Raw genomic sequence first — 25,012 nt, 5'->3', positions numbered from 1 at the left:
CACAGGGTCGGGATTTCGCTCAGTACTCATGAGCAACTCCACTCGGGCGGCCTGGCAGCTGAGCAGCCCCGAACTAAGTTCCGCATCGTGGCGTATCAGCTTTCATTTGAGAGCTTCGGGCCGAGCGCTCTCCAAATATCGACGTGAGCTTGCAAAACGCGGAGTTTATTACAGGTTCAAAATATTTGTTGCTCAATCCGGGGCGTTGGTTCAGATCTGTCTCTGGTCTTGGGTTAGCGCCTCAACGCGGGTGCTCCCCGCGAAGCATCATCCCGATGCTGGGCGGCTCTTTAACTGAATGTCGTTAGCGCCGTCGGCGACGAGGAGCATGTGGCAGGTTTGCTGTCAAAACCCCGCCGGCTAACTGCTGCTTCGACGTTGTTGAAGTCAACTGCGGTTGCGAGATCGGAGGCGGTACCATCCACCGGCTGCGAGCACCACCACGTGCGCGATTGAGGAAGGCCGCCGATCCGAGCGGAAAGCTAAATCGAAGAAGGCGTGCCGCCGATTTTAGAGAGGGAGCATCCGCCAGCGATGGATGCGAGTAGACTGGTCCTAGCCACAAGCAGCCCCTGCGGCTGGGGGCTTTATCCCGCTGGTGCAGGCCGTCGCCTACTTGGCTCAACACGACGTCGCAGCACGCGGCTCGAGCTTAAGACAACTCCCAGGACCTTCAGAAGCAGGCCCCAGGTCGCCGTCCAGGCATTGCGAGGAGCTCAGCGCTCAATTGATGACTATGAACGCGGGAAAAGAAGACAACCGGCAAGATCTGATCGAAGAGCTTGACGCGGCGATCGGAAGGCTCCGCGGTACCGCAAAGTCGCTGGAGAACTCTTTCCCTGTAGGCAGGCCGGTCCGTTCGTCAACGCGCACCTAAGTTGGCGGAGATCTTCAACGGGTAGAGTCCATCAGTGTAGCGTCGCATTGGCATCTACTAGATACGGCGATCCCAACGATTGAGAGGAATCCCACCTGTCACGGTCGCGCCGATGGCGAGCTTGGTGAAGCTGGGTACGCTGCCATAGGATGACGTGCCACCGATGGCGCCTTGGGGGTGTAGGTGTAATTGCTGGCATTATAAGACCAGGCCGTTTGACTCGTTCGCGCTCGCCATGACGGGGGCGGTGAGGCAGGCGGCACCAGCCAGTACGTGAACAAGCCCACCGAGACCCTAGACCGACGCTCGACGCCAAACCTTCGCCCCTGCAGCCAGCAAGCGTTCGCGCGACGATATAGAAGATGCCCGGTCCCGGCGTGACGGCCACGAGCATCGCCGCTGCCGAAAAATGAAGAACTGGTAGCCGAACGCGGCTTGGGCTGGCGTTGCGGTCTGAAGCGTCCTGGCTCAGGCCAGCGTTGGGACCAGAATGCTGACTTCCTGATCGCGCGGTTCTTGGCTCGCAGCAAGGCCGGTGACGACACCGATACGGTCGGCAAGAGGACGGTTCTGGCTCATCTTGCGCTTGCCTTCGAACTTGGTGACAGGAATGCGGATGCCGACAATCCCACGCAGCTGGGCGCCGATGAAGTCTGCCGGCGCGTCGCTGACAGACCAAGGTGTCACCCTTGAGCCCTCATGGATGTTCGTCAATCGGGTAACTACATCAAGCAGACGTTCGTTATCTTCGAAGAACTCGACCGGACCGTAAGCATGGACGGAGATGTAGTTCCACGTCGGCACTACCTTTTCGGTTTCCTGCTTGGTGGCGTACCATGAGGGGGTCACGTAAGCTTCCGGACCCATGAAAATGGCCAGCGCTTCGCCGATCGGAGCCGCGCGCCATTGCGGATTGGCCTTGGCGAGGTGGCCGTACAGGACTCCCCGTTCGCCTTCCATCACGTCGAGGAATAGCGGCAGTGGTGTTGCGAGCGGCCCTTCTGCCGTGGCTGTGATTAGGTTCGCCAAGCGTGCGGAGCTGATGGTCGCTCGGATGTTCTCGATGTCATCATCCCGGAAGGCGGGGGGCACGTACATAGCGCTTCTCCGTTCTCCGCTCCGGAATAGCCCAGGCCTGGTAGTTTAGAAAGACCACTTCGTCACGATTTCGCTAGTCCAGTTGTTTCGCGTTTATCACCGTGAACGAAACTGGTCCCTCGCTTGCGCCAGGAGCTGGCAGCCACGCTCAATCTGATGAGCCTCCAGCGCGGCATAACCTAAGATGAGCCCGACGAGGTTTGGTCCGCGCCGGCGGTCCGGCTGACGTTGATCGTACAGGGGCGAGATGGGGTAGATGCCAACCCCCTTTGAGCGGGCTGCTTCGATCAATGCTGCTTCGGACTTCTTGGGCAGATCGTCGAACCAAACGACCAGATGCAAGCCGGCAGCGTCACCTTCGATTCGGACTCGGTCGCCAAATCTCCGCCGCAATGCCTCGATCAGGGCTCGCCGGCGGTCGTCGTTGCGCCGCCGCATGCGCCTGACATGGCTGTCGTAGGTGCCCGCATCGAGCATCGTCGCTAGTGCCTCTTGCTCGATGAGAGATGTGTGCCGGTCCATGATCTGCTTGCCGGCGCTGAACGCGAACTGCAGTTCAGGAGGCACCACGACATAGCCGATCCTCAAGGTAGGCGAGAGTGTCTTGGAGACGGTCCCAAGATAGATGACGTGCTCGCTTTCTTCGAGAGCGTGCAGCGGGAGCACAGGTTTCGTGTCGTACCGGTACTCGCTATCGTAGTCGTCTTCGATCACGTAGGCTCCAACCTTCTTGGTCCAGGCGAGCAACTGATGCCGCCGCCCGATCGGCATGACACCGCCAAGTGGAAATTGGTGGGAGGGCGTTACGTAGGCGAGACGAGCTTCGGCCATTGCAAGCCTCGCCGTGTCTAGTCCGTTAGCGTCGACCGGAATTGGCACCGCAATAGCTCCGGTCGCCGAGAGGATGTGCCGCGCCATAGGGTAGCCGGGATCTTCCATGACGAACCGATCGCCAGCGTTAAGCAGCAGCCGAGCACACAAATCGAGCCCTTGCTGCGAACCGTTGACGACGATGATCTGATCAATCTCGCATCGTACAGTCCGCGAACGCCAGAGATAGCCTTGTAGTGCCGTCCGCAGGCGCAGCGAGCCACGTGGATCATCGTAAGTCAATGTTCGGGGTCGCTGCGTGATCGCAGCGGTTACGGCTCTCTTCCATGCTAGTACGGGAAAGTCCAAAGGTGAGAGATCACCATAGCGAAAGTCGGCAACGAGATTGCGAGGTTGCTCGTTTGAGCGTGCGACGACCTGTCGCAAACGTTCACCATACCGCGAGACTCGTGCCTTGCGTGTAGACGACCGTGCTTTCGTGCCTGTGCGCCCAGTCTCGACGAGAGCCTTTGCGACCCGTGGGCGGGCGCCATGGCGGGTCTCGATGAATCCCTCAGCCGCCAATTGTTCGTATGCGACCGTCACCGTACCGCGCGATACTCCCAGCTCTTGGGCAAGAGCGCGGGACGAGGGCAGCGAGCCATTCGAGCCGTATACGCGCCCCAGGATCTGATCCCTGAGCACTTCATAGATCCGACGCGCTCCCATCTGCCCGACGCGGTGTGACGGCACCTTAATCTGGACCATATGAACCTAACCAAAGAACGCTACTGGCTAGACCAGTCTGCGCCCGTTCGGCGCCAAAACCAAGCTGGTTCAATCGAGGTGGCCGCGCAATCTCAAAAAAGCTCCGCGAACTCCTGACCGTCTGTATTCCGGCGTGCCCCGGTTTCGATGAAGTCTATCGTCGACTGAATTGCAAAGAGCCTGGGCAGCAAAATGAGATACCGCGACACGCGCCTCGGTACGCTCGGACATTTTCCGAACCGGCGCCGGCCGCGGGGTGCGGAACCGCTCGCAAGCGAACGGGAATCGAGCCGACCTCAGCCGCCGCGATAGCCAAGCGCCAGAACGAGCCTACAAGGGGTTCCGAAGTACTGCGCAGACGGTTGCGGGCGCTTTGGAACGGGCTCTAACAGCCTCGTTGGTGCCCCTGGCCAGCGTCGAACCAGCACCCTAATGCCCTGAACAGTCGTGCTAATCTCAGTTCGGTCCCGCAAAGTTACCCAGACTGTTACCCGATAACGATGTCAGGCCTGCGAGCTTCAGGACCGCGTCCCCTTCCTTCTTTTTCTCCAAAGAGCACGTACGGTGTGAAAGCGGGTTTGCGGGATGACGAGCGCGATCGCGGCCCATGAGACTGCACCGCCCGCGCCGCTCTCAATAACTGCGGAGGAGTCGTTTGGCATGTTCGTGTACACCGTCAGACCGTCAGATTTAGTTGCCACTCGCCGACAGAGAAATGGATGATCGCCAGCGAGCAATTCCGACGATCACCCTTCTTTTTGTTGTTTTCTCCGTCGCCTGCGCTTTGACGCTGTCGGAAACCCGTCTTGCGGAGTTGCACAAACAGTCCCATAGCAAGCCTCCTCACCCTTGTAGTTGGCCAGCGCTTCGACCAACGGCGACATGACGTGCTGTTTCAGTTCGTCGGGGATAGGCTCAGGACCGCCCAGCGAGTTCAACGCCACCTCGACCAATTCGATCGCGCGATCCTTGTTGCCGCTCTCATAATAATACTGAGCGACCGTCCCATAGGACAGGTACTTAAAGCCACCGTCCCCTTGCAGAGGATTCAGCGCAAGAATGTGTTCGGACAACTCTTTGCCCATCGCGAGGCGCTCGGCAGACGGGAAGTGGGAGTTGTCATTCGCCGGATCAAAGAGTTGGCGCAGCGCCCACTCCATCCACTGCTCATCGTTTTTGTCGATCGCGTCGCGAGCGAATTGCCTCAAAACCGGCAAGCCGGTCTGCAAGTTGCGCAGTTTGTGAAGCAACAGTTCCGCATGGAGCGCGCGGAAGCGGAGATCGTCCGGCATCACCGCGACGGCCTCTTCAACCGTCGAAAGCGCCTTTGCCCAATCCTCCGCCTCCATCGCCGGCTGAAGCTTGGCGAGTATAGGCTCAGTCAGCGCCCGCTTGCGCTTCATTTCGCGCATTTCGCGTCGTCCGCTGTCGATCCGCTCTGTATCGGCGGCTTTAGCTTCATCGCTGGTGCGCCAGCTGCCGTTAAGAATTTTCGGCAAGACGTCATCGAGCTGTGTCGGAAAACCGACAAAGGCGATGCGGCCGTCACGGTCGACAACGAAAGAGGTGGGAATCCCGACAGAAAAGCTGGGATCCATCCAAAGCTTGTTCATTTCGCCTGTGGAGTCGAACCCGATCCGAAAGTTCAGGTTCGAGAACTTGTCGGTCAACCACGCGTCCAAGCTTGTTCGGGCCTCGTCCGCCGTTGGAGCTTGTTCGTAAGCTGCGACGCCGAGCAGCTCAAGTCCGCTGTCTTTGTATTTCTCTTGCAGCTGTACTAGATGAGGCATCACTGCCGTACATGGCCCGCACCAAGTTGCCCAAAATTCGACGATGTACACCTTCCCGGGCTGGAAGCTTGTGAGGGGCTCGCCGCGCAGCCAATTCTCCACCTTGATCGGAGGAGCTGGGGACTCCATGCGCAGCACCATGTTGTTCTCCAAAATTGTTCTCCAAAACTATTGCCACTCGTTGCGCGACTTTGTGCGCTACTGTCTCTCTCAGAAACGGAGCACACCTTCAAGAGAAGGAGAGCATCACTCGTTTTGCGCATCTGATGTGCGCTCGCCCCTCACTCGGTGTTTCTGCATCCAAATAGCAACAAGCGTGCCATCTCGGTCAGCGCCCATCAAGCGCCTGACTACGCTTTAAAAACTCCAAGGCGCCCCAAACGCAGCCGGTGTTTTGAACCTGACGGATTTGTCCCGTGTCAGACGTTGGACACGGAATCCAAGCGGGGTGAGCGCTTGGTCATGCGAGCCGATCCGGCAAGATCTCGTGTCTAGGACTGCCGCCGCCCTAACGCATCATGTAGCAATGGCCGATAGGATCGATTTCGCAATTGAGGCGCGCTGCCGCTCCAGAGTGACCAGCACAAGCATTTGAATAGGTCTTCCCACCGCCTTCGGCGAGACGATTGAGACGTCGGCTTCGATGGTGCCCCCAGAGCGGAGCCTCTTCAGTCGTCGTTGACAGGGCGGTAGCAGAAAGCCCGGCCATTTCGCCGAGCACCTCGGAAGTTAGGCGGTTGTTCTTTCGCACAATCTCGAGGATGTGGCGTCTACTCGATCATATCGCATGATCAGCTCCCGCCTGAGGTGAATCCCGCCGTGAAATTCCTGTGCGATGCAGGAAATCGTCCAAACCTCAGGAAAGTGCGCCGTAAATAGGTTCAGGACAATGCACGCAGACGACATGGCACAGACCTTGCTAACAGACCTTGCTACTGGAGTGCGGCAATAGCGAACGAGTGCTGGTGCAAACAGATGCGCACCGCCCGAAGCTCTGCTTCCTTGAACGGATGTAACCCCTCATGAGGGAAAACCTTCCTGCTTGTGACTTGGATCGTCCTCGCGCTTAGCGGCGGCACCGACATTCGCCGCGGATCTCACTGGGAACCCGCCATGAGGCAAGCCGGTCGCGCCTGCGATCAGAGATCAGCTAGACAAAAAGTCGCCCAAGGTCGGGCACTAAGTTTTGGAGAGTAACATGGTGCTCGGATTAGAATCACCAGCTCCTCCGATACAAGTGGAGAACTGGCTGCGTGGCGGGCCCCTCTCGAGCTTCCAGCCTGGGAAGGTGTACATCGTCGAATTTTGGGCAACTTGGTGCGGGCCGTGTGTCGCGGTGGTCCCGGAACTGGTGCAGTTGCAAGAGAAATACAAAAACAGCGGCATTGAGGTCCTCGGACTCGCGGCTCTTGAACGCGCTCAAACAGCGGACGAGGCCCGAGACAAGTTGGACGCTTGGTTGACTGAAAAGGTACCGAATCTCAATTACCGGATCGGATTCGACTACACAGGCGAAATGGAAAAGCTCTGGCTAGATGCCAGCTTGTCTGTCGGGATTCCCACCTCGTTCGTGGTCGACCGTGACGGCCGCATCGCCTTTGTCGGTTTTCCGACACAGCTCGATGACGTTTTGCCGAAAATTCTGACCGGCAGCTGGTGGACCAGCGATGAAGCTAAAGCCGTCGAAACAGAGCGGATTGCCGAAAACGAGCGTATAATGCGCGAAATGGAGCAAGAAGCCTGACTGAGCCGCTTTTCGTCAAACTTAGGCTAGCGATGGAGAGATTGGGCGAAGCCGCGTTCTGCCCTCGAAGAGGCGTCGCTCTAAGGCCGGATGAGCTCAGCGTCCGTCTCCTCCATGCGGATCCGTTGCTTCGAACGGACCGGTTTCCAGCTGCGAGTCAATTTGTTCGCGGCGCGATCGACAAATACTGTGGGCTGTGGATGGAAGGGGCGGGACGAGTGCCTTCGGCACCTTTAGCTAAACGGTGTGCGGTCCCATTGGCGACAAAGTATGCCTGTGCGAGTCATCAAGAGGGCCTACAAAAAAGTGGTTCATTCAGCGGTGGCGCCTAACGCTAGCTGTCCCCACGACTGGACTGCACCCCTGCAGTGAGACACGATAATTACAGTGAGAGTGGGTTGTCGTGAATCGTTACCGCGCGTTGTTTTGCGCGAACGCGGCTTCGAACCCAATAGGTTTGCGGGCGGGGCATCGGCACCCGTAATCTTGCACCCGTTTCTAGTTCGATCGTATTTTCCACAAAGGCTAACATGCCCGAATCCACACGCCGGCAAAACCGGGCTAAGATTGGATTTTCCCTTCTGGGGGCACCTCATGTTCGATACGGCAACCATCGCGCTTTTGCGCGCGGTCCTTGATGAAGTGTGCGAAAGCGTCTTAGGCCGACAGATCGGCGCACGTACGCACGTTGCTTCGAAGATCCTGGAAACTGCGACCAGGGGCGAAGTCTCTCGCGAGAGGCTTAGGCAGATTGGGCAACATGCCCTTTCGCATGCGCCCACGATGCGGCGTTGATCGGGAGGGCGGACGTGAACTTCCAAGTCACGGTCCTCAAGATCCTGGTGGCATATCCGGATGGGTTTGCCGTGATGGAGGACCTCAAGAGGGACATGGCCATCCTGGCGACCAGCGGACGCGATTGGGCGGACCGGACTAGACGCCTCGCGGCGCGGGTGCCGGATCTTAACATCTGGTCACAAGGGCTCGTCGAACGCACAAGGGGTGGTTGGAGGCTGACTTCCAAAGGACGGGAAGTGCTTGAATTTATGGAAGCCCGACCGATGCCGGAGCCAATCCAAGCGGCGGCGGCCAGCGAGACGACCCCGCCGGTAGCCGAAATAGCGGCGGTTCCTCCGCTGCCGCAGCTCGCCGACCGTGCGAAGCTGCGGCGCGAACGCCGTGAACGCCGCCGCGAGGCCCGCGAACGAGCCAGGGCGAACGCCTCCTAGTCAAAGAAAAAAGCCGCCAGCGGAGCTCGGCGGCTTAATAGTCCCGGACTGTCGATTGCCTCCCCACCGCCGTTACCTTGTTTGAGGCCATGCAGGCCCGATCTACCGACCGCTTTTCGATTCGGTCATCAGGCGGCCGAGTGTGCACCGGGCTCTTACAGGCCTCGGTAGGGCCTGAAACTAGGTGGGCGGGAGGCGCCCCCGCACGATATCGCCGGCCACGACCGCCCTCCCACCCGCACCACGCCCAGCACCTCACATCTGAATGCAGGGCCCGTTTCCGCCGACGAGAGCACGCGCCTCTTAATGCCCGCCCGGAAGCAGTCGATCAGGACACAGGGCGTGCGGAGGCCGGTCAACTCGACGATGGCTGTGGGCCCGAGTTCGATCAGCGTCCCGAGCGGCATCCGTTCGAGGTCCAGGCCCGCAGTGGTGATGTTCTCGCCGAGCTCTCCGGCTCGCACCTCGAAACCAGCCTCCTAGAGAGATGCGAAGAGCTCGAATGGGATCAGGTGGAGCTGCCGCAGGTTGGGAAGCCGGCGTCGGCGCCGGGCGAGATAGCGATGCCGGACGAACGCACCGGGGTGGGCGTCGCCTTCGACGCTGTGGCCTTCCACCAGGACTATGCGGCCCTGGATCGGCTTGCTGAAGTGGTGCCCGCGATCGGCGGCGACCGCCACCACCCTTCCCTCGATCGAGAGATCGTCGCCATTCGACATCAGGCGGCGCGAGCAAGCGAGCGGCGCTTCTGGCGGAGGTAGCGCGTGATCTCGGGAAGCGTCATCGCGTTCAGGACCCGGTCGGCAGGGACACCGCCCTTGCGGGCTATCTCGACGCCCCAGTGCATGTGGTCGAGCTCGGGAATCGAGTGCGCGTCCGGATTGATGCTCATCATGCAGCCGAAATCGAGCGCAGCCTGGTGCCAGCGCCAATCCAGGTCTAGCCGCCACGGATGAGCGTTGATCTCGACGACCACGTCATGCTTTGCGCAAGCCCGAAGCACCTTCTCGACATCGATTTCGTAGCCAGGCCGGCGCTGCAGTTGTCGCCCGGTCATGTGGCCTATGATGGTGGCGTGGGGATGGGAGATCGCCCGAAGCAGGCGCTGCGTCTGTGCCTTGCGGTCCAGTTTGAACCGGCCGTGGATGCTGGCGACGATGAAGTCGAAGCGTTCAAGCACCTCGTCGTCATAGTCGAGCGACCCGTCCGCCAGAATGTCGGACTCGATGCCTTTCAGGATCCGGAAATCCTTGCCGAAGCGCTTGTTCAGCCGGTCGGCTTCCCGGTGCTGCTGCGCGATCTCCTCCACGGAGAGACCGCCGGCATAGTGGGCGGACTTCGAATGGTCGGCGACCCCGAAATACTCGAACCCGCGCTGGCGGGTGGCCTTCGCCATCGTCTCCAGGGTCTCTGTCCCGTCAGAAGCATCGGTGTGGCAGTGAAGGATTCCGCGCAGATCCTGGTCGGTGATGAGCTTCGGCAACTTGCCCTTCAGAGCCAGCTCGACCTCGTTGCGCCCCTCCCGGAGCTCGGCATCGATGAAGGGCAGCCCGAGAGCGTGGTAGATGTCGGCTTCGTCGCCGGCAACCACCGTGCGGCCCTTGTGCAAACCGTCGGCCTCCAACCGCAATCCCTTCTTAGCGGCTATCGCTTGGAGCTGCTCGATGTGAGCGGCGGAGCCGGTGGCGAAGAGAAGGGCGGCGCCGAAGTGTTTGCGGTCGGACAAACGGATCCGCAGCCTATCGGTCTGAGCAGGCTCCGATGTCTTGCCGCCCTTGGGAGCTTCTGCAACGATCGTTAGTTCGCGGACGAGCTCGCAGCCGCGCCGGAAGTCGCCTGCGAGCGTCACGCGCTTCAGCTCGGGATGGGCCTTTCGGATCGAATCCTTCGCCTGCGCAAGCAGAGCGGCGGCACGGTGCAGATGGAGGCGGCCTTCTCCACTTTTGGCGATCGCCAGATTCTGCAGGATCTTGGTCTGCAGCGCGGCTCCGAGCCCCTTAGCCTTCTTGATGCGGTGCTCCTTGGCGGCAGCCTCCAGCTCGGCGAGCGAGCCGATGCCGAGATCCTTGTAGAGGCGCAGCACTTTCTCCGGACGCAGACCCGGAACGGCAAGCATCTGGAGCACCCCCTCAGGAATCTCCTTCCGCAGCTTTTCGAGGCTCGGATGAGTGCCCGTCTGGTGAAGTTTAGTGATAATGTCGGCGATAGCATCGCCGACGCCCGGGATTTCCGTGAGACGATCTTCGGCGATGACCGCGTCCAGCGGGACGACAAGGGCGCCCAAGCTATCGGCGGCCCGAGAATAGGCTTTTGCACGGTAGGGGTTGCCGCCACGCAACGCGGTGCGCTGCGCATATTCTCGCAGGAGTCCTGCTACGGTGCGAGCGTCGAGGGAAGTCACTCAACGAACCTCCTGCCCGGCCCGATGAGGACTCGTTGCGGCAAAGCGAGTTCGAGGGGCCATGTCGTCGTTGGGCCGACTCTCCAGAGATCTGTCGAGCTTCTGCGCTGCCCGGAAGTCTTCCAGGTGTTGCGTGTTCGGGCCATAAGCCGCCTCCTTCTTGAGAAGGTTATAGATCCGGCCGACCACAAGCTGCAGGTGCTTCATCCGGCCCTTCGGCATCGATCGGGCCTTGCAAAAAGCTCGGACGGCGTAGGCGCGGAAATAGTCGAATGCGTCTGACATGATCGGTAAACGCCTGTTCCCGCCGATAGTTCTACCGCCAAGGCTATCACACGCGCCCTATCAAAGGTCCTGGGATAGTCCTTGAAAGGCGGGTGCCGCAGCTCCACCGGGTTTGCCCGATACTCGATCTCGGCGAGCGATTTCGCTGTTCTGCTCATCCGGCTCCACGGCTCGCGCTCAATTCGTCCTAAATCGTGACGGTTTGCTCGTTTGCTTGCGCCGCGCGCCGAGCGCCATAAGGCCGCTCTTCGGTGGGGCTCGATTGTGTGTTCACTAGCTGACCGTAATCCGGGAAAATCACAGGAACCTAGGGCGGTCGATCGCCATCCCACCGAACCTGTTGTAATCGACACAAAGTCTCAGCCGATCAGCTTCCGGCAGGGGTCGTAGACGGGTGATAGAGCGGGCCAATGACAGGCGAAGCTAACATTGGTGCGGCAATGACAGCTGCACGGCAGCACGCAATCGATCGGTTGAGAACCCTGCACTACTCCGCCCGAGACCGTAAATCGATGTTCGGTCGAGCCTCGACCAAGCTGAGGCGACGGTCAGGGACGTCAGACAAACCCACTGGACCGTCTTCGTGCTGATGATGCAGAGCGACCGAAGGTGTCTCGTTGGCGATTAGGTCAATTAGGAACGAGGGCTCGGATTCTACATTGCTTGTGAGGTGCAAATCGGGAGACCTCAGCATGGCAATGCAAATCGTGATGGATCACAGCGGCGATAGCCGGCACTTCTTCGACAACTCCAATGCAGAAGCTTTGGTAGAGGCGGAGAGGCTTTTTCTGCAATTTACGAGCAAAGGTTATACCGCGGCGGTACGGAAGGGGCCAGGTGAGGCAACAAGGATCACCACGTTCGATCCGACTGCCGAAGAGACATTATTTTTCCCGCGGCTCGTCGGCGGGTGAGCACCAGTGAAGAAGAGGTTCGGTCGCGTCGGCCCGTGGACCCTTCGGAGCCTGGCTGTTGGTAGGCTTTATCAAGCAGCAAAGGAGGAGAAAACGGTCCAGGCTCGAGCGCTGCGACTGCTGCATTCCTGGCTTTCGCCCCAGCAAAGGGTCGAATTCGATAGGAAAGGATATTTCGACGTCGTTGGGTGCGATACCGGAAAGCGGTACCGCATCCGGCTGGGAACGTCCGGCAACGTCAACGAGATCGACGAATACGGGCGGCTCGGGAAAGGGTGGTGCTTCGTTCCGGTGGGGGGCTTGGTCCTGGGCGATGTCATGCTCGCCCAAAAAATAGCTCTTGAAACGGATGAGGCACGGGTCTTGAGCATCGCCAATAGCTTCCCGGGGCCCATCCGTTGGCGCCGACCCGGTACTCGTCCGCCCGAGGGGGGAATTCCGCTCGGACGTGTCGGGTAGAGGCAGACCGGCGTCGCCGACCGGCCGGCCTTCTGTGCGGCCGGTAGCATGGTGCGCGAGTCCCGCAGCGTCGCGGCGGCCGAGAAGCTGGCGCGCGAGCGCGGCCACAGCGGCATGGCGATCATGCTCGCAAAGCGGTTTTGCAGGTAGAGATCTGCGCCGGCCGGCTTCCCTGCCATCACCACCAGAGAAGGAAGGACACCATGCAAAGGCGCCGATGCCGTCTGTGCGACCGCTTGCAAGTGCGCCGATCTATTCAGAGGAGAGAGAGCAACTCAGCGGCACAACGTGTAGCGAAGCGTGTAGCAAGCGTTTGGCGCGCACCCGAACGCTGATTGTCGGGGCTCCCGGCGTCGTGGCGCTCCCTAGGGGCGCCCCCATTGAACCCGCCGGGGTGTCTTATTGAACCGGGGTTCGAGGTCGCCGAATTTTGTCAGACAGTGCAGAATTGCATCGGATCCGAACAACCGTTCCCAGCGGGCACTCAATTTCGTTCCCGCGGTGATCGTCGCCTCGATGTCTTCCAGCATTTCGCCGAGCCGTTCCGCAAGGCGTTCGCAAAGAACCCGGGACTGCCTGTCCTGGGCGCCCTCGCTAATCGAGCACATTCAGCTTCATGTTGGCGAATCTTCTCAAGCTGAGCAACGAGTTCTTCCATCCTATGTGGACAGTCACACCCGGTACTTCACACCTGCGACGACGTTTAGCGGCCACAGCTGAGATCTGGCACCATTTCCAAGGTGGGTGTCGCGGTATGGCCGAACCCATTAGAAGGCCGCTAACGCGCCTTGATGGCGCGCGCGACGGTTCTTAAGGGCGGCCTCGACAAACCTGGGAAGAGACCTGCTTGCCCGCAGTCGCCAAGCAGAGCTTACGCCGGACGCATGAACGAACTAGGCGTGCACGCGCCATTCAACCAATCGGGAACCCATGATCGTAGCCCGGCGACCGCGAAGCCGAAAGTACAGGTCGACGAAATCATTTCATGGCAGAAGGAAAAGAACCTGAAACGCACGCTATCTACACTCCAACGATCCGCAATGGAGGGGAATGGAGCCCCCACTGCAGTTGCAAAGGAGGAGCGACCATGCGTGTACATTCCACTCTGAGCCTCGTCGCAGTTCTCCTGGTCGGTGTCGCCGCAAAGCTTGCTTTCTTCGATCCTCATCTTGCACGGGCGGTCCCGTCAAGCGCTAGCGTGGATATCCAAACGATGCAGCGAAGCATCACGAATCTGCCGCTGCAGAAATTCCAGGATATGACGTTCGTTTTTGCCGATTGATCCGCGGCTCCCATCTCGCGCGGCGTGCTGCCGTGAGCTTCATTGCGCCGCAGCCTTGCGATCGACTAGGCGCGCCAAGTCCTTCCATGCAGTGCGACCCGCAGCCATCGGTCGCGCTCTGCTTGACAAGTCGCGGCGATCGCTTTTCTCATTGCGGCAAGAGCTTCTGCTTGATGGTCAAGCTCTCGAATCATGGATGGTATCGTTTGCCAGGATTATCAAAGCAGACGAAAGTCGAGACTCCGGAAAATTACCGGCTCTCGGGCCGCTGACTTTGTGGTCGAAATTGCGAATCTGCTAGCGTCCGCTCGCGACGGAATTCGGTGAGGCTGGACATTTGCAAGCAGTGCCGTGCGGCATAGATGCCGCGTGGCCCTTCGCCCGTGGCGAGTTGATGGGCCGCTCTGCAACCTCACGTGCCGCTTGAGGGCTTGTTCGCCTGAGTACGTTGGGCGTGGCATTCTGCCCGGGCTCATTTTTGGGAACAAGGGGCAGGCAAACAGTTGTCGCTATACTTTGATGCCCATTCCCAGCCCCGGGGTATAGCAGCATGCTAATGGCCCAGCTGCCCCGCTGGGACCGCTGAATTTGGTGTCCCGTTTAGGCGATCATTTGATAGCTTGTGATCGGATGGCTGCTGATACGGTTGCCTTCAACCTGGGGGGCGACCATGAATCGACTGAAGGACGCATTGGGGCACTTCGAAGTTCCAAGTTGCCCGAATTGCCACCTCTCCATGAGGTGGTTTCGATCTGAGTTGGTGCGAGACAATCCCGAACCGATGATCGCCCACCTTTTCATCTGCCCAAACTGCAAGTGCACTGCGCGGCGGGATACCAAGGCTAAGCCGATTGCCGTGCCGCCTGACAAGCAGGCTCTTTCCCGCTTTCGCGTGATCACAGGAGCACGGTAAAGCTCTCAAGCCACCACGGCACTCGCTCCTAGCTGACTGGATGTCTAACGGCTGAAGCTACTGACATCATGTCCGGCTCGCGGCTTCTATCGATCACTGGGAGACCAGTCGCGCTCCTGCGCCCTGAAAGGAGCAGCAGCGATGATGGCGATCTCGCGCCGCATCTCCACCATTAATCTCACGCGCGGATAAGAACACGTCCTCAACCTCTTTCAAGAGGGCAAGGCTAAGATCATACATGGTTCGACGTCTCGGCCACCCGCTTTAAGGGCCCAAGGTCTTCACCGAGAGTTAGGCAACCAAGCCGCAGCGTCTCCGGCGACGAGAAGCTGCCTTCGACAAGACTTTGGACTGCACCCCTGAAGTGAGACACGATAATTACAGTGACAGGCATTTCGAGGATGACCTGTGGCAGGACGAGGAAAGAAGCGTCAGTTTCGGACGGCTTACAAATTGAAGGCGATCAAGCGGCTTGAGCGCGGCGAAGGCGCCTTTCCTGTGGCCCGCGAGCTTGGGATCTCCCGCAAGATTCTTCATGACTGGATCAAAGCCTGGAACGCCGATGGGCCGGACGGTTTGAACCGGAAGCCCGGACCCAAACCTGGTCCCCGCAAGCTCAAGCCGCTAGCGACATACGACGACAAGCGCTCCGCCCTCGCGCTTGCCAATGCCCGCATCGCCGAACTCGAGCGGCTGGTGGGCCGCCAGCAGATGGACCTCGATTTTTTTCGTGACGGGTAACAGCCACCCTCAGACGCCAAGGCCTGGTCGTAAACGCCAAGAAAGTTCAGCGACTTATGCGCGAAGATAACCTGCTGGCGCAGCGCAAGACGCCGTTCCTGAAGCCGCCCACGGAGCGGCCATCGGGCTTTCTCGTCGTCCCGCGGCCTGGTGCCGTCCGCACCCGACCAGATCTGGGTCGCGGACATCACCTATGTGCATTTGGCCAAAACCTTCGCCTATCTCGCCGTCATTCTCGACGCGTTCTCGCGCAAGCCTGTTGGCTGGGCCTTCGAAGAGACACTCGATGCTTCGCTTGCCATCGCCGCGCTGGAAAAAGCCATCGCGGGTCGGGGACCGGCACCGGGCAGCCTGATTCATCACTCCGACCGCGGCGTGCAAGGCGGATTCAAGCGGCCGTCGCAACACCAATTGTTTTGCACTCATGACAGTAGTTCGTCAGGCGCTTCTGCCGGCGTTCTCCAGCGTCTTTGTCGGTCGGGCATTCAGGGCCGCTGCTACAGCGAATATCTCGTCGGCACTGTGGATGCTCAGGTCTGTGCCTTTCGGGAAGCGCGCAGCCCATTGGTGTTCTCGTTAGTGCCGCGCTGCCAAGGGCTTTGCGGGTCGCAGAAGTAGACCTGGATGCCTGCGTCGATCTTGAGGCGGTCGTGCTGAGCCATTTCGGCGCCTTGATCCCAAGTCAGCGTTCGACGTAGTTCTTCGGGCAAGGTGATGATTGTGCGCGAGATTGCGTCACGCACCGCTTCCGCCCGTGTCCCGCAAGCGCAGGTCCGTTCTTCTTGCGAGGAGCTTCGCCATGCCCCGCCAACCGGGGAAGCTGCAATAGCATTGTGAAGCGCGTCATGCGCTCAACCAACGTGACGATCGCCGAGCTGCCGAGACCGAGGATCAGGTCCCCCTCCCGATGTCCCGGCACTGCTCGATCGGCCGCTTCAGCGGGGCGTTCACTGATCAGGATCTCCGGTGAAACAAAGCGCTTGCCCCGCCTGCGTACGCGCGCCCTGGGCACGCTCGACACGCGTCCGCTTCGTAAGCAGGCCGTCAGCTCGGCGCGTATTGCGCCGCGGCCCTGAACGAAGAGAGCCTGATAGATGGCTTCGTGGCTGATGCGCATCGTCTTGTCGTCCGGGAAGTCGATCGGCAAGCGTCGGGCAATCTGCTCAGGGCTCCATGCCTTGGCCCATCGTCGATCCTTCCGCCGGCCATGCCGGCGGCCGTTCCACCGAACGGCAGGAGCTACAACGCCGCCGGCAAGTCTCCACTCCACATAAGTGCGCAAGGCTCGTTGATCGCAAGCTTGGTCGGGCTTGGGCCGGCGGGCAGATCGGTCTGCACGCCATTGGGCAGTTGTTGCCCGATACTCCAACTCGCCGCCGCGGATTGCCACGTTCCGCCGCAGTTCACGGGAGACCGTCGAAGCATCCCGCCCCAAGCGGCGCCCGATTTCCGTATAGAATGGCCTTGCACCTTTAGAAGGGCGATTTCCTCACGTTCAGGCAATGAAAGGTGGCGCCCCGGAGAGAGGCTTGCCCGAAGATCTAACATCGCTGGTGGCATGCCGCCTGCCTTTCGGAACAATCTGCTTCCGACAGGTTGCGATACAATCAAGACCCGGAGCGGACGCAGGCCGGCTCTCCGGCGCGATCCTGCTCCTACCGCTTTTGCTCGCTAGGCTTAGGAAGCGACCTAACCGTTCCCTGGGTAGGAGCGCGGAACACTTGGACTGAATGTACATTAATCAGCATGAACGACCAATTCAGGAAATTTGGCGTCATGGGTATCGAGCGTATGCACTCGCCTCACTACTGGGAGATGCGAGCGGAGGAGTTTCGGGCGAAGGCAGACAACTGCGAGCATCCTGAGACAAGGAAAAGCTTGCGTAATGTCGCTAAGACCTATGAGGAGCTCGCCCGCCGCGCAGAGCAGGTCCGCACCCTCCGAGACGTAGCAGAGTAGCCCGTTAGGAACTGCGGCAACTAGCGCGGCACTGCTTGTCTCGCCGCGCGTTCGTGGGCAGAGGGGCCGACTCGCCGGGATCGGCTATCTTGATGGTGCGACCCTGTAGTTACCGCTGTTGAAAGGTGTGGCAGGGAAGCTTGCGCGATCATGGCCGGATTTAAGCGAAGAACCTGATCATTGACTGCCGATCGCCTGTCGCGATTAGACATACTCTCCGAGCGTCAGTGCAAGACGCAGGCAAGGTTCGCCCATGCACACTACCTGTTAGACCCCTGGCGCTCTTCGGTGGCGAGTTCCACCTTGGTAGCGAGCCCCAATAGGTGCGAGGAGAGATCAGCAAACAACTCCCTCTTCGATTGGTCGGCTGCGTGGCGTCTGCTGATAAGCGCGCACTCCTCCGCCTCCGCGAGGAGTTTCTCTAGGTGGGTTTGCATGTCGTACATGGCTGTACCCTTGCGGCACTAACGTGCTGGCACGCCAGCGCGTCGCGGAACTGACGTTCCTCATCTTCAATGGGCCGCCGGGTTGGTCGTTCCTAAAGCGAATTCGTGTCATGTCGGCTGTCAGGGGCAAACCGGACGCCGATCTAACTTGGCGTCCACCGCTGCCTTTGACTCAATGCGGGCATTCGCTAACAGGATCTCGCGGACGCGCCGATCAGGGGCACGTGGCTCTAGCCGGTATCCCTGCGAATCCCACGCGGCGAATCGCCGAAGCGAGCTCGGAACAGGCGATTGAAATGCGAAACATCCGAAAAGCCTACCTCCAGCGCGATGTCGGAAATCAGCTGCGCGCTGGCGCGCGCCTCGGTTAACAGTTTGAACGCAAGTTGGAGACGTAGCTCATTCACGTGCCCGGTGAACGATGATCCTGATAATGCCATCAGGCGCTGCAGATAGCGAGGTGAAATGCCTTGGCGATGAGCGACCTCCTCGACGCTAAGCCCGGGCTTCTGAAAGTGTGCCGCGATGTAGTCGAGTACGGCGCTGTGGCGCGCGGCCACGACCGCACTCGCATCACTCTCGCCCAAGGGAGCGCACTTGCTGACCGCGAGCGCAACAAGATCACAGGTGTGGGCTACGATCGCATCACGCAGCTTGGGGGCGGCCAGCGCCCCCTCCTTAAATGCTGACTTCAGATAGGCCATGAGGAGGCGGAGTGGTTCATTTCTCTGCAGAATCGGCCGCATGGCGAGGCTCTCGATATCTGCCACGCGCTGCGCAAGGGCCTCACGGGGCACCGCCAGACCAAATAGCATTCCGTCGATATAGGTGACGGTAGCGGGTTCCGAATGCAGAATCGAGGTTGCGTCGCCGGCGCAAAGCTCGATGTCCCGGCCGCGCTGCGACAAGCGAGTTTTGCCGGGTAAGCAGACAATGAGGCCGATTGAGTCGTCGCCGTCAGCAACGCTCGCCCGCAAGCGCTTGAAGCACATGGGAGAGCCTTTCAGTGCGAGCGTGCGTAGACCCCGGAGCGCTTGCAATGTTGCGTCGGCTTGAAACGGAACATTCGTTAGAGGTTCGATATCGACGTGAACTATTCCCCGCACAAACCTCTCGCGCCATAGTGGAAGTCGCGTTCGCTTCGGATGCTCACGCGACGAGAATCGATGCGACACGAAATTGGCTGCGTCCGTAGACATGGGGACCTCCAGCCTTGATAAGTCACTGGGCGAAAATGCTGCGGCAGGCCAGCTACCGGTATCCGTATTTTGCAATTCGCGCACCGACCGTCCCCTCAGGTACGCAGGATTCCAAGAAGCTAGTTCATTTGTCTGCTAGTCTCATTCACCTGTGATTGATGCTGATGTGAACTGGCTCACGTGGCGGCCAGAAAATTACGACAATTATTGATTGCAAATGCCACGTGCAAATATCTCCTTTAAGAGGAGATGATTGTAACTACTCTATTTCAAATTGCTGCCATCGGATCCAGTTTGAACATCCCTGGCTGCAAGACCGGATTCAACTTTATCGGACTGCTCGCGACTAATCGGCCTCATCGGCCCGCGAGCGGAAGTTCTGCAGAACAACACTGTCCTCTGATCCGGTCTCCTATCGAGCCTTGATCGCCGCATTACCTTTAAGGTTCGTCGGACCCAAATCACTTCCCGGCACTGTTTCTTTTTAGCTGCCGGATGAAATGGTCGAAATCTGTCACATGGGACGTCAATCGTGGTGATCAGGAAGAGGTTCGATCATGTCCACCATACTCAACATGCTTTATCGCGAGTACTGCCGGGCCCGCCTCACCGAAATGCGAAAACAACTTTTGATACGGGGCATTGGCGACAAAATCCTGGAAGCGCCTTGGGAGGACGATGATCCTCCCGACCCTGGCGCTCGGAGGAGTAGCTGGGCGACGAAGGAGCCTCCATCATTCATCGGATAGCTGGAGCGCGTTATCGACCCTATGAGGCGCGAGCGCGGGCCAACAGATGGACGATCGAAGTCAAACCTCGACGCGATTGTTCGGCGAAACTCCGCCGGAGTTCAGAGCGGACGGCCGTGATCTGCGTATCGATGTCTGCCGCGGGATCGCGTTATGGTGGATCTTTCTCGATCATGTTCCTAATAACATTGGAAGCTGGCTGACACCGCGCAACTACGGTTTCTGCGATGCCGCCGAGATCTTCATGTTCCTCTCGGGCGTGACCTGTGCGCTGGCCTACGGCAGGGCGCGTGAGCGCGAGGGCTGGAGCGGCATGATCGGCCGCTCGCTGCGCCGGGGATGGGACATCTATTCGGCGTTTCTACTGCTTACACTCGCCTGCGCCATCCTGGTCTACCTTGCGGGCAGCGATGACCTCGCCGACGGGAGCAATACGCGAATTCTGCTCGAACGTCCGGGCGCGACGCTTGCGCACGCCGCAATCCTGCAATACCGGCCTGTCAACACTGACGTCCTACCGGTTTTCATGATTTTCCACGTGCTGTTCGCGCCGCTGCTGTGGTTGCTGCTGCGAGCGCCGAACCTCACCCTTGGGATGTCCTTGTTGCTCTACGCGCTCGTGCACATCTTTGGTTGGAGAGTGTCCGCCTGGCCCAACGGCGTCTGGTTCTTCAATCCGCTGGCTTGGCAGCTTCTGATCGTGCTGGGCGCATGGTGCGTCATTGAGGGAGAGAAATTCCGGCCCTGGATGATGTCGCGCTTGGCGCTTGTTCTGGCCGTTCTCTATCTAGTGTTCGGCCTGGTGCTTGCGCGGAGTTGGAGCATCGAGCCGCTGGTCTCGCAAAGTTTGACGGACCTGTCATTTCCACTGGATAAATCGAATCTCAGTCCGATGCGGCTGCTGCACTTTGTGGCTTTTGCAATTGTGGCGTTACGGTTCATTTCGCGCGATTGGGAGGGGCTATCGACGCCGGTGCTGCGCTGCGCGAAGTGCTGTGGCGAGAATTCGCTGCCGATCTATTGTCTCGGTGTCCTTCTGGCGCTCGCCAGCCAGCATGCACTGTTCGACCTCTCGGAGGGGCTTGCGATGCAGATCGTGGTTAGTGTTGCCGGAGTGCTGATGATGATCGGCGTCGCGCGGTTACTGAACGCGATCGGCATCCAGCGCGACCGGAAGTCAGCGGCGACGCAGTCGATCGGGAAAGTTCCGTCGGTTCGCTAAACTGGTAGATCGCGGGTGGAGGACGGAGAGCAGCTCTTGGCCGATCTGCGAAGTCGCGCCTCGGGGTCGGAAGTCTTGTTGAGCCAGAGCGGACCAGATTTGCTCAACCTGAGTTCTTCGCCTTTTGACGCTGGCTGTGTGAATCCGCGAAGGATCGAAACACGACTAAAATTACATTCTTCAGTTCGTCGTCAAAGTTGAAGGCGCTGCGAGCTTGAGCCCAGAACGGGCTCGGACGAATAACTTCTTCTATCGCGCTCAAGCGTCTTCGCGTTCTCACACGGCCAACACCCGTTGCCGACATCCGCCAATCTCGTCGATGCAGTCCCTGAGGAAAGCGGATAAGTTATCGTTGAATGCGTCCGTCGGACTTATCGGCTACGATGAATCATAAGCCGCAGACCCATCGAAATCAGTTCCGGTACCCTCCTTTTACCCACCGTGCTGCTGCTGTTGGCAACGCTCCTGGTTCCGCGGGAGCGCGGGAACTCCTGTGGAGAATCTGCCGAGGTGGCTATTCTGCATTTCTTCGCGGGCTCGGCGGCTCTTTTGGTCGCGGCCGCAATGCTGATCAATGCCGCGCACATCCGTTGGCACCCTTAAGAGAAGTGGACGGACGCCGCGGAACAAATCCGATCCAGGTTAAAGCCGCGGTATTCAATAGGAGCGTTAGGAACGTCGATTGCGGTCTTTGATGCCGATCATGAAAAGTTCTACTTCGATCATCACGAAAGCTGCTCCATTCACGAAGACGGTGAAGGGACCGAGCTCCGGGATATCCCCAAGCCGAACACGAAGCTTGCCTATCGCTCGGCGAGGCTGCGCGAGAGTTCCTCGCTCGGCGCCGGAAAGGTCGACTTTCAGTCAGGGTCCGAGATAACGGCGGGTCGATCTTTGAGACCATCGTCCTGATCGACAGCAGATCACTGCCCTGAGAGGAGTGAAGGCGAGTAAACCCGGCGATTAGCCGAACAAGGCTGAGACCATCGTACTATCGGCGGGAGCCGGACGCGAAGCCGTGCTCACTTCGACCGCTGCTTGTGACCCGCATCTCGCCGTGGTGTCTGCGCGGGCTCTGCAATGGGTGTCGCGCCTGCATTTCATGGTGCAGATAGGGGCCGCTTTGACCCGAAGCGGTCGTTGCTTTGCTTCTGACTTGCATTGAGACGACACGCGTTCTCTACGTTGGGAGTCCAGGCTACTCCTTTAGATGCGTGCCTCGACCCATTCATGCAAATAGTCAGTAATATTCATTTCGAATATGGGGACACCGATAGGTGCAAGTGCCGCCAAATCCTCCTCTTATGAGGTCGTGCAATGCGAGAACCCAGATATAATTCGGACACAAGTCTTTCGCCGGCTATTTCAAGACGGTCGCGCGGACCCAACAACCGCCATTCGCGCTCGTATGCCAACTGGAGTTTTTGTGAGAGAAAATCTTGCGTCGCGCATTGGCAGTAATCAATTTGTCGCGGTTCGAGTCAGCCCCCAATTCAGGTAGTTTGATGCGGCACGAGGCGTCATTCTAAATCTCTCCATCGGAAATGGGAGAGTCCTGCAATGACCGGCGGAAGCATCGCCTCGCGAACCGCGCCGGCGAGTGACACGCTTGCAAAGCCTGTGAGCCCGTCGGAGCGACTCGACGCGATTGACGCCCTGCGGGGCTTGGCCCTGCTCGGCGTGCTGGCCATGAACATCGTGACCATATTTCGGGTCTCCATCTTCGCGTCGTACTTGCCGAACGCGGAGCCGGCGGGGCCGCTGGACCGGGCGGTGGCGGCCGTGCTGACGGTCGCCGTCGACTCCAAGGCGATTGCGCTGTTGTCGCTGCTGTTCGGCGTCGGCCTCGCCATCCAATTCGAGCGGCTTGCCGGCAATCCACGGCGCATGATCTTGCTCTTGCGCAGGCTGGTGGTGTTGCTGGGGATTGGCTTGGTGCATCTCCATCTGATCTGGAGCGGCGACATTCTCGTCCATTATGCGCTGGCGGGCTTCGTGGTGCTGCCCTTCCTCGGCGGCGCGCGGTGGCTCATGGCGGGTGCAGCCCTGCTGCTCCTGGGGCTCTACGTGACCATGCCGGTGCTACCGCCGATCGTGCCGCTGCCGGATGCGGCCGGGATGGCCGCTCTTGCCGCGGACGCGACGCGTGCCTACGGCACGGGCGGATTTTTCGATGTGCTCGCGTTCCGGATTCGCGAGGTGACGGTGATTCTTCCGCTGCAGGTCATGGCCTTGCCGCCCACTGTCGCGCTGTTCCTGGTCGGCGCCTTCGCGTGGCGCAGCGGGGTTTTGCGTTGGGCTTCGGCGAGCCGGCGACTGCTGTTCGTCGTCGCAACCTTTGGCATTCTTCTCGGCGCCGGATTGAGTCTCGCGGCAGCAGGACAGGAGCTCTTCGATTGGCCGTCGCTCGGGCGCGCGCATTTTTCGGTCGAACAGCTGGGAGCGGTCGTGTTGGCCCTGGGTTATGCGGCCGCAGTCATCGCCGCTGTGAACCTCTCGGGCGGGTGGAGGATGCTGGGCTGGGCCGCGCCGCTTGGCCGCATGGCGCTCACCAACTATCTCGCGCAATCTGTGATCTGCGGCTGGATCTTCTACGGCTATGGTCTAGGCCAATTTGGCCGGCTCGACGTGGCCGCGACACTGGCGATCGGCATTTTCGTGTATGTCGCGCAGGTGGTGTTCAGCGCGTGGTGGCTGGGCCGCTATCGGTTCGGTCCTATCGAGTGGCTCTGGCGCTCTTGCATGTATGGGGTACCGCAGCCGATGCGGGCAAAGGTCATTTAGCCATCCTGCGCGCGACCACACCGGATTGATGCGGTCCCTAGATACCAAAGCTCGTTCTGCTTCAAGCGGAAGCCGCGCCAGCGCGTGAGGCTAGTTTTGGCCCCAAGCTGAGCAGAAACGAGGCGTCGCGATATCGGCTGTCGACGGGAAACCGGACATTGCACCATGGTTTCGGTGACGGATCTCGGCCGGCGATATCGCGCCGGCTCCTCTCCTGCTCTTTAGGCGCTGTGCCGCCTCTCCAGCGACCTCGTGGCACGAAGCGATCGGATGACGGACCGGACGAGAATGGCGCGGGGACCAGCAACGGGGTGCAAGTCTCAATACGACAGAACGCAAATTCCCGGGATTTCGAGGCCTGATAGTGTCGCCTCGAATTGCTGAAGTACGTCGCGCCCACGTTCCTAAACGCACACGCTGCCGAGGCCCGGCAACTCGTTTTGATCTTGATGGCTTGCCCCTCGCCCTGTACGCAAGGCTGGGCCATTTGGTGAAAGAGGAGATCCGCCTTAACTGGAGCGGGGTACAAGATCTATTGTCCCAACTCACGGACACAACAAGGCTGCTTTCGGAGCTTGCTCCAGAAGACCGTTATGATTCGAACACCGGCACGTTTCCCACGGTCTCCCTATTGGTGAGCGGAGCACGGAGCGTCCCGATGCTGAAACGCGGCGGCGATTTGCGAGCCTGGAAGGCTAACTTGTGCGACGAGCCAACAGCAACGTCGCTCCCAGGCCGCACATGACAGCACCCGACGCCTGTCGCGTTTTGACAATGAACGACGGTCGCTTTGCAAATCCAGCTCTCGCTTTCGCGGCCCAATAGGTAACAATTAGATCTACGCCCGTATTAAGTGCGACGGAGATGAGGCCCAAAGTGATGAATTGAGTGGCAACGTTCGCCGATGGATCGACGAACTGCGGGATGAATGCGAGAAAGAAAGCGGCTGTCTTGGGGTTGAGCGCCTCAACGACGATGCCCTCACGGAAGGCTCGACGCGCTCCGGTTGTCTGCACGTCGGTCGGTTCGACGATACGCGCTTCGCGCCATGTTTTGATTCCCAGCCAGACGAGATACAGGCCTCCCGTGATCTTCAGCAAAGTGAAAGCCTCCGCGCTCGCCATGACGAGAGCGGAGAGACCGACCGCGCCAGCCAGTACGTGCACAAGCCCACCGAGACCCAGACCAACGCTCGACGCCAAACCTTCGCCCCTGCCGCCGGCAAGTGTTCGCGCGACGATATAGAAAATACCCGGTCCTGGCGTGATCGCCACAAGCAGCGCCGCTGCCAAGAATAGGAGGAAAGTCTGGTATCCGAACATGGCTGTCTCTTGTTGCGGTC

18 protein-coding genes and 3 pseudogenes are annotated in these 25,012 nt (G+C 59.7%); 10 read left to right on the top strand and 11 right to left on the bottom strand.

All coding sequences use genetic code 11. The features are described 5' to 3' along the window. Nucleotides 1–1,345: 1,345 nt before the first annotated feature. From XH81_RS03580 to XH81_RS03565, 4 genes and pseudogenes are all read right to left on the bottom strand, one after another. Nucleotides 1,346–1,975: an FMN-binding negative transcriptional regulator gene (locus XH81_RS03580; RefSeq protein ID WP_271595790.1), complete on the bottom strand. Its 630-nt coding sequence runs from the start codon at nucleotides 1,973–1,975 to the stop codon at nucleotides 1,346–1,348. 96 nt (nucleotides 1,976–2,071) lie between these two features. Then, nucleotides 2,072–3,553 carry a MocR-like pyridoxine biosynthesis transcription factor PdxR gene (gene pdxR / locus XH81_RS03575; protein ID WP_271595789.1) on the bottom strand — a complete coding sequence of 494 codons (1,482 nt, stop codon included), beginning with the start codon at nucleotides 3,551–3,553 and terminating at the stop codon, nucleotides 2,072–2,074. Between the two features lie 746 nt (nucleotides 3,554–4,299). Further along, entirely contained in the window at nucleotides 4,300–5,484 is a 1,185-nt protein-coding gene (locus tag XH81_RS03570; RefSeq protein WP_271595989.1) for a TlpA disulfide reductase family protein, read from the bottom strand. A 384-nt stretch (nucleotides 5,485–5,868) separates the two neighbouring features. Next, nucleotides 5,869–6,132 (bottom strand): annotated as a pseudogene (locus XH81_RS03565) (AsnC family transcriptional regulator); the annotation flags it as partial. Nucleotides 6,133–6,541: 409 nt separating this feature from the next. On the opposite strand from XH81_RS03565, the gene XH81_RS03560 reads away from it, so the two are divergent. The 3 genes from XH81_RS03560 (at nucleotide 6,542) to XH81_RS03550 (ending at nucleotide 8,316) form a co-directional block, all read left to right on the top strand. Beyond that, entirely contained in the window at nucleotides 6,542–7,087 is a 546-nt protein-coding gene (locus XH81_RS03560; protein WP_271595788.1) for a TlpA disulfide reductase family protein, read from the top strand. Between the two features lie 594 nt (nucleotides 7,088–7,681). After that, nucleotides 7,682–7,882 carry a hypothetical protein gene (locus XH81_RS03555; protein WP_271595787.1) on the top strand — a complete coding sequence of 67 codons (201 nt, stop codon included), beginning with the start codon at nucleotides 7,682–7,684 and terminating at the stop codon, nucleotides 7,880–7,882. Between the two features lie 14 nt (nucleotides 7,883–7,896). Next, nucleotides 7,897–8,316 (top strand): hypothetical protein, encoded by a 420-nt coding sequence (locus XH81_RS03550; protein ID WP_271595786.1) that lies wholly within the window; start codon nucleotides 7,897–7,899, stop codon nucleotides 8,314–8,316. A 155-nt stretch (nucleotides 8,317–8,471) separates the two neighbouring features. Here the strand turns inward: XH81_RS03550 and XH81_RS03545 are convergent, their stop codons facing one another. From XH81_RS03545 to XH81_RS03530, 4 genes are all read right to left on the bottom strand, one after another. Next, nucleotides 8,472–8,723 carry a hypothetical protein gene (locus tag XH81_RS03545; protein WP_271595988.1) on the bottom strand — a complete coding sequence of 84 codons (252 nt, stop codon included), beginning with the start codon at nucleotides 8,721–8,723 and terminating at the stop codon, nucleotides 8,472–8,474. Between the two features lie 72 nt (nucleotides 8,724–8,795). Next, nucleotides 8,796–9,035 carry a hypothetical protein gene (locus XH81_RS03540; protein ID WP_271595785.1) on the bottom strand — a complete coding sequence of 80 codons (240 nt, stop codon included), beginning with the start codon at nucleotides 9,033–9,035 and terminating at the stop codon, nucleotides 8,796–8,798. Next, nucleotides 9,035–10,717, bottom strand: coding sequence for a DNA polymerase/3'-5' exonuclease PolX (locus tag XH81_RS03535; RefSeq protein ID WP_271595784.1), 1,683 nt, complete (start codon nucleotides 10,715–10,717; stop codon nucleotides 9,035–9,037). The genes XH81_RS03540 and XH81_RS03535 overlap by 1 nt, the downstream gene beginning before the upstream one ends. After that, on the bottom strand, nucleotides 10,718–11,002 hold the full coding sequence (locus XH81_RS03530; protein ID WP_271595783.1) for a hypothetical protein: 285 nt from the start codon (nucleotides 11,000–11,002) through the stop codon (nucleotides 10,718–10,720). Nucleotides 11,003–11,694: 692 nt separating this feature from the next. Here XH81_RS03530 and XH81_RS03525 point away from each other — a divergent pair. The 5 genes and pseudogenes from XH81_RS03525 to XH81_RS03505 all read left to right on the top strand — a co-directional run. Next, the gene (locus XH81_RS03525) at nucleotides 11,695–11,916 is read left to right on the top strand and encodes a hypothetical protein (RefSeq protein ID WP_271595782.1); all 222 of its coding nucleotides are present in this window, start codon (nucleotides 11,695–11,697) and stop codon (nucleotides 11,914–11,916) included. A gap of 6 nt (nucleotides 11,917–11,922) precedes the next feature. Then, nucleotides 11,923–12,375 carry a hypothetical protein gene (locus tag XH81_RS03520; protein WP_442868183.1) on the top strand — a complete coding sequence of 151 codons (453 nt, stop codon included), beginning with the start codon at nucleotides 11,923–11,925 and terminating at the stop codon, nucleotides 12,373–12,375. Between the two features lie 1,087 nt (nucleotides 12,376–13,462). Next, nucleotides 13,463–13,657, top strand: coding sequence for a hypothetical protein (locus tag XH81_RS03515; RefSeq protein WP_271595781.1), 195 nt, complete (start codon nucleotides 13,463–13,465; stop codon nucleotides 13,655–13,657). A gap of 1,321 nt (nucleotides 13,658–14,978) precedes the next feature. Then, nucleotides 14,979–15,311, top strand: a complete 333-nt coding sequence (locus tag XH81_RS03510) for a helix-turn-helix domain-containing protein (protein WP_271595780.1) — start codon at nucleotides 14,979–14,981, stop codon at nucleotides 15,309–15,311. A 150-nt stretch (nucleotides 15,312–15,461) separates the two neighbouring features. Further along, a pseudogene (locus tag XH81_RS03505) lies at nucleotides 15,462–15,719 on the top strand (transposase); the annotation flags it as partial. 14 nt (nucleotides 15,720–15,733) lie between these two features. Here XH81_RS03505 and XH81_RS03500 read toward each other — a convergent pair. Together XH81_RS03500 and XH81_RS03495 are read right to left on the bottom strand one after the other, a co-directional pair. After that, nucleotides 15,734–16,916: pseudogene (locus XH81_RS03500) on the bottom strand (IS30 family transposase); the annotation flags it as partial. Between the two features lie 1,030 nt (nucleotides 16,917–17,946). Next, a complete protein-coding gene (locus XH81_RS03495; RefSeq protein ID WP_271595779.1) occupies nucleotides 17,947–18,915 on the bottom strand; it encodes an AraC family transcriptional regulator in 969 nt (322 codons plus the stop codon). Nucleotides 18,916–19,710: 795 nt separating this feature from the next. Between XH81_RS03495 and XH81_RS03490 the strand changes: the two genes are divergently transcribed. Continuing rightward, nucleotides 19,711–20,886 carry an OpgC family protein gene (locus tag XH81_RS03490; protein WP_271595778.1) on the top strand — a complete coding sequence of 392 codons (1,176 nt, stop codon included), beginning with the start codon at nucleotides 19,711–19,713 and terminating at the stop codon, nucleotides 20,884–20,886. 1,560 nt (nucleotides 20,887–22,446) lie between these two features. After that, complete coding sequence (locus XH81_RS03485) at nucleotides 22,447–23,670, top strand: DUF418 domain-containing protein (protein WP_271595777.1); 1,224 nt, start codon at nucleotides 22,447–22,449, stop codon at nucleotides 23,668–23,670. Between the two features lie 695 nt (nucleotides 23,671–24,365). Here XH81_RS03485 and XH81_RS03480 read toward each other — a convergent pair. After that, nucleotides 24,366–24,992 carry a LysE family translocator gene (locus XH81_RS03480; RefSeq protein ID WP_271595776.1) on the bottom strand — a complete coding sequence of 209 codons (627 nt, stop codon included), beginning with the start codon at nucleotides 24,990–24,992 and terminating at the stop codon, nucleotides 24,366–24,368. Nucleotides 24,993–25,012 lie beyond the last annotated feature (20 nt).

Source organism: Bradyrhizobium sp. CCBAU 25360 (genome assembly GCF_028128695.1).
Lineage (GTDB): Bacteria > Pseudomonadota > Alphaproteobacteria > Rhizobiales > Xanthobacteraceae > Bradyrhizobium > Bradyrhizobium ottawaense.
The sequence above is the reverse complement of the archived record's forward strand: the minus strand, read 5'-3'. Positions and strand labels throughout refer to the sequence as shown.